Annotated in this window: 6 protein-coding genes and 1 other RNA gene; 1 reads left to right on the top strand and 6 read right to left on the bottom strand. The window is 69.4% G+C overall.

Annotated features, from left to right (window positions below; translation table 11 throughout):
* The 5 genes from ssrA to ftsE all read right to left on the bottom strand — a co-directional run.
* Nucleotides 1-153, bottom strand: a transfer-messenger RNA (tmRNA) gene (gene ssrA / locus ABEA26_RS35080); the annotation flags it as partial.
* Between the two features lie 142 nt (nt 154-295).
* Entirely contained in the window at nt 296-775 is a 480-nt protein-coding gene (smpB, locus tag ABEA26_RS35075) for an SsrA-binding protein SmpB (RefSeq protein WP_345598011.1), read from the bottom strand.
* 66 nt (nt 776-841) lie between these two features.
* Complete coding sequence (locus tag ABEA26_RS35070) at nt 842-2014, bottom strand: S41 family peptidase (protein ID WP_345598009.1); 1173 nt, start codon at nt 2012-2014, stop codon at nt 842-844.
* Between the two features lie 68 nt (nt 2015-2082).
* Complete coding sequence (ftsX, locus tag ABEA26_RS35065; protein ID WP_345598007.1) at nt 2083-3000, bottom strand: permease-like cell division protein FtsX; 918 nt, start codon at nt 2998-3000, stop codon at nt 2083-2085.
* Nucleotides 3001-3029: 29 nt separating this feature from the next.
* Nucleotides 3030-3719 carry a cell division ATP-binding protein FtsE gene (gene ftsE, locus ABEA26_RS35060; RefSeq protein ID WP_053131878.1) on the bottom strand — a complete coding sequence of 230 codons (690 nt, stop codon included), beginning with the start codon at nt 3717-3719 and terminating at the stop codon, nt 3030-3032.
* A gap of 222 nt (nt 3720-3941) precedes the next feature.
* Here ftsE and ABEA26_RS35055 point away from each other — a divergent pair, with 222 nt between their 5' ends.
* Nucleotides 3942-4133 (top strand): hypothetical protein, encoded by a 192-nt coding sequence (locus ABEA26_RS35055; protein WP_279559708.1) that lies wholly within the window; start codon nt 3942-3944, stop codon nt 4131-4133.
* Nucleotides 4134-4281: 148 nt separating this feature from the next.
* Here the strand turns inward: ABEA26_RS35055 and ABEA26_RS35050 are convergent.
* Nucleotides 4282-4757, bottom strand: a 476-nt coding sequence (locus ABEA26_RS35050; RefSeq protein WP_345598003.1) for an LPXTG cell wall anchor domain-containing protein, incomplete at its 5' end; no start/stop codon positions are given.

Below are 4757 nucleotides of genomic sequence, written 5' to 3'. Positions count from 1 at the left end.
CCTGAGGTCAGGCAGCGAGGGCGAAGGCCTGCTGGGAGGAATCGCGCTTGGAATTGGCGATTATTTTTTTCGGCCTGTGGTTTACGAGATCATGGCCGCTTCCTCGACACGCTTCCCCTGCTTCGACATCCGCTGTCGAAACCGATCATCCCCATGTTGATTTTTCAATCCTCCGAAGAGGTCCCTCCGAGGAGGGGCGCACCCGCTGTGGGGTGCAAGTGCCATCGTACGTGACCAACGCACGCGGGTGCCAGCCTATTCCTCCGGTGGGGCAGACCCGCTGTCCCCGGGGGTGTCAGGCCCGCTGCTTGCGCCTGATCGCCGAGATCGTCCGCTCCGCCTCGCGGCGGTCCTGCTTCTCCCGCAGGGTCTGGCGCTTGTCGTACTCCTTCTTGCCGCGCGCCAGCGCGATCTCGACCTTGGCCCGGCCGTCCTTGAAGTACAGCGCCAGGGGCACGATCGTGTGACCGGTCTCCTGGGACTTCGACTCCAGCTTGTCGATCTCCAAGCGGTGCAGCAGCAGCTTCCGCTTACGGCGGGCGCTGTGGTTCGTCCAGGTGCCCTGGCTGTACTCCGGCACGTGCACGTTGTGCAGCCACGCCTCGTGTCCGTCCAGCTGCACGAAGCCGTCGGCCAGCGATGCCCGCCCCTGGCGCAGCGACTTCACCTCGGTCCCGGACAGGACCAGACCGGCCTCGTACGTGTCGAGGATCTGGTAGTCGTGCCGCGCCTTCTTGTTCTGCGCGACCAGCTTGCGCGCTTTTTCCTTAGCCATAGTGCAGCCCATTTTGGCACTACGGAGGGGGTCCGCGGGAAGCCGATTTACGCGGGGCGGTACCCCCTAGCGCCCCAGTCCGCTCAGCACCGTCCGTGCCCGGTCCAGGGCGGCCGGGTCCGACGGGTCGACCTCCAGGTCGGGCGTGATGCCGGTGCCGTCGACGCCACGGCCCGAGGGCGTGCGGTAGTGCCCGACGGTCAGCTCGGCCACCGAGCCGCCGGGCAGCCGGCTCGGCATCTGCACCGAGCCCTTGCCGAAGGTGCGGGAGCCCAGGACGACCGCCCGTCCGCGGTCCTGCAGGGCTCCGGTGAGGAGCTCGGCCGCGCTCATCGTGCCGCCGTCGACGAGCGCGACCAGGGGCCTGGTGGTGTCGCCGCCGGGCTCGGCGTGCAGGGCCCGCTGGTCGCCGTCGACGTCGTACGTCGCGACCAGGCCGCCGTCGAGGAAGGCGGAGGCGGCGGTGACGGCCTCGGCGACCAGCCCGCCGGAGTTGCCGCGCAGGTCGAGGACGACCCCGGTGCCGGACGGCAGCCGCTTGACCGCACCGCGCACCTGTTCGCCCACGCCCTTGGAGAACGACACGACCCTGACCACGGTGACGCCGTCGGCGAGGGTGCGCACGGTCACGGGGTCCGTGGACAGCCGCGCCCGGCGGACGGTCTCCGTCCACGCGCGCGTGCCGCGTTCCAGGCCGAGCCGGACGGCGGTGCCTGCGGGCTCGGCCTCGGCGTCGCCGCGCAGTATGGAGACGACCTCGGTGACGGGGCGCCCGTCCACCCGCTCGCCGTCGACGCTGCGCAGCCGGTCGCCCTCGCGGACTCCGGCGTCGGCGGCCGGCGAGCCGGAGCGCACCCTGGTCACCTCGATGCGGCCGTCGCGCTCACGGCGCGCGGAGAGCCCGACGCCTGTGTACCGGCCGTCGAGGGCGTCCTCCAACTCCTCGTACTCGCCCCGGGAATAGACGGCGCCCCAGCGGTCCCCGCTGCGGCTGACGGCACGTTCGGCGGCCTCCACGGGGGACTTGCCGTCGGCCATCGCCTCGGACGCCGCCCGCGCGACCTCCTCGTGCCGGCCGGCCGGGACGGCGGAGCCGGCCGTGTCGGGCGCGGGCTTCCGGTCGGCCCCGGGGAACGAACCGGTGGCCGCGCCGGCGACGAGCACGCTCGCGAACACCAAGGTCAGGGTGGCCCCGTGGCGTGCGCGGCGGGGCTGACAGAACGGGTCACGACCTGACATGCCGGTGAGTCTAGGACAACGCGTAAGGGCCGCACGGTAGCTCGACCGTGCGGCCCTCTTGGTATGTGTCACACCTTCAGGTACTTGCGCAACGCGAAGAACGCGGCCAACGCGGGCATCAGCAGGCTCGTGGCCAGGATGAGCGGCAGCTTCGTCAGTACGGCGTCCCAGCCGATGAAGTTGATCAGGTTCAGCTTCTCGGACAGGGCGAGTCCGTGGTCGATGATGAAGTACCTGGCGGCCACCAGGAAGCCGCAGGCGACACCACCGCCGATGAGCCCGGCGACCGCCGCCTCCATGATGAACGGCGCCTGGATGTAGAAGCCCGAGGCGCCGACCAGCCGCATGATGCCGGTCTCACGCCGACGGCTGAACGCCGAGACGCGCACGGTGTTGACGATCAGCATCAGCGCGACGACGAGCATCAGCGCCATCACCGCGCGGGCGGCCCAGTTCATGCCGTTGAGGAGGCCGAAGAGGTTGTCCAGGATGCCCTTCTGGTCCTGCACGGACTGCACGCCGTCCCGGCCGTCGAAGGCGGTCGCGATGACCTGGTACTTCTCCGGGTCCTTCAGCTTGATCCGGTACGACTCCTGCATCTGGTCCGGCGTGAGGGAGCTGGCCAGCGGCGAGTCGCCGAACTGCTCCTTGTAGTGCTTGTACGCCTCGTCCTGCGACTCGTACGTCACCTTGTCGACGACGGTCATCTCGTCGAGGTCGGACATGATCTGCTTCTTCTGGTCCTCGGTCACCGCGCCCTTGGCGCAGTTGGGGTCCGACTCGGCGTCGCTCTTGTTGCAGAGGAAGACCGAGACGTTGACCTTGTCGTACCAGTAGCCCTTCATGGTGGTCACCTGGTCGCTCATCAGCAGCGAACCGCCGAACAGGGCCAGGGACAGGGCGACGGAGACGACGACCGCGAAGGTCATCGTCAGATTGCGGCGAAGACCGACACCGATCTCCGAGAGCACGAACTGGGCGCGCATGGCGTCTCGTTAAGCCTTTCCGTTCCTCGTCAGTGCTGGTAGCCGTAGACGCCGCGTGCCTGGTCGCGGACGAGACGGCCCTTCTCCAGCTCGATGACGCGCTTGCGCATCTGGTCCACGATGTTCTGGTCGTGGGTCGCCATGATCACGGTGGTGCCCGTCCGGTTGATGCGGTCGAGCAGCTTCATGATGCCGACGGAGGTCTGCGGGTCGAGGTTGCCGGTGGGCTCGTCCGCGATCAGCAGCTTGGGCCGGTTGACGAAGGCGCGTGCGATGGCGACGCGCTGCTGCTCACCGCCGGACAGCTCGCCCGGCCTGCGGTCCTCCTTGCCACCGAGCCCGACGAGGTCGAGCACCTGCGGCACGGACTTGCGGATCTCGCCGCGGGACTTGCCGATGACCTCCTGTGCGAAGGCGACGTTCTCGCCGACCGTCTTGTTCGGCAGCAGGCGGAAGTCCTGGAACACCGTCCCCAGCTGGCGCCGCATCTGCGGCACCTTCCAGTTGGACAGGCGGGCGAGGTCCTTGCCCAGAACGTGCACCTGTCCGTGGCTGCACCGCTCCTCGCGGAGGACCAGCCGCAGGAAGGTGGACTTTCCGGAGCCGGAGGACCCCACGAGGAAGACGAACTCGCCCTTCTCGACCTCCAGGGAGACATCCCTGAGGGCTGGGTGGTTCTGTTTGGGGTAGACCTTGGACACGTTGTCGAATCGGATCACGGATGCACCACGGGTCGCCGGGGGTAGATGTGCGTGACCATACGCGAATCGGGGAGCGGACCGCAGTCACCGGTCGGGGTTGCGCAGCAGTTGCGCGTTTTGTCCTCACCCCGGAGGGAAGGCGCGCGGGGCCCCACGGAACCTGGCACAGTGGGAGGGGGGAACGTTCGCGTGGGTGCGGGCGTTGTCCTGACGGAGCCGGTGGGCAAGGAGGGTGAGCGCATGACGTACGACCGGTTGGTGTGCGCGAACTGCGCGGCGCCCGTGAACGAGGGCAGATGCCCGGTGTGCCGGGCGAACCGCGAGCGGCTGCAGCAGGGGAACTTCCTCGCGGGGCTGAATCCGATGACGCTGGTCGCCCTGCTGACGGTGCTGGTCGCGGCGGTGGCCCTGCTGGCCCACCAGACCGCCTGACGCCCACGCGGTGGGCCCCACGGGGCCCCCGGGGACAGGGAAACGGCGGTTGCGGCGGCCGGAAGACAGGAGAAGGGGCCCGGAGCATACGCTCCGGGCCCCTTCTCGTGCGTGCGTGCGTGCGCTGTGCGTACGCGGACGGCTACCGTCAGGCGGCAGCGCCGCCGCGGCCGTTCATCAGACGCGGCAGGAAGCGGAAGCCGATGCCGCCGGCGATCATCGTCGCCGCGCCGACCAGCAGGAACGTGGTCTGCGCGGCGCCGGTCTCGGCGAGCTCGTCACCGCTGCCCTGGGCGGTGGTGTCGGAGGCCGGGGCCTCTTCACCGGTGTCGGTCAGGGCCGAGGAACCCTCGTCCTGGGTGACGTTGTCGTTGCTGCCGCCGTCGGGGGTGGTGTTGTCGCCCCCGCCACCGTTGCCGCCACCGTTGCCACCGTTGCCGCCACCGTTGCCGTTGCCGGTCCCGGGGTCATCGGTGTCGCCACCGTTCTCGCCGGTACCACCGTTCTCGCCAGTGCCACCGTTCTCGCCGGTACCACCGTTCTCGCCGGTACCACCGTTCTCGCCGGTACCACCGTTCTCGCCAGTGCCACCGTTCTCGCCGGTACCACCGTTCTCGCCGGTAC

Origin of the sequence: Streptomyces marokkonensis (genome assembly GCF_039539045.1) — a bacterium.
GTDB classification, from domain to species: Bacteria; Actinomycetota; Actinomycetes; order Streptomycetales; family Streptomycetaceae; genus Streptomyces; species Streptomyces marokkonensis.
This window is presented reverse-complemented; position numbering and strand designations above follow the sequence as displayed.

What these genes read in the sequence shown, in the direction of transcription:
- ABEA26_RS35070 (WP_345598009.1), bottom strand. Translation starts at nt 2,014, where the DNA reads ATGTCAGGTCGTGACCCGTTCTGTCAGCCCCGCCGCGCACGCCACGGG.
- smpB (WP_345598011.1), bottom strand. Translation starts at nt 775, where the DNA reads ATGGCTAAGGAAAAAGCGCGCAAGCTGGTCGCGCAGAACAAGAAGGCG.
- ftsX (WP_345598007.1), bottom strand. Translation starts at nt 3,000, where the DNA reads ATGCGCGCCCAGTTCGTGCTCTCGGAGATCGGTGTCGGTCTTCGCCGC.
- ABEA26_RS35055 (WP_279559708.1), top strand. Translation starts at nt 3,942, where the DNA reads ATGACGTACGACCGGTTGGTGTGCGCGAACTGCGCGGCGCCCGTGAAC.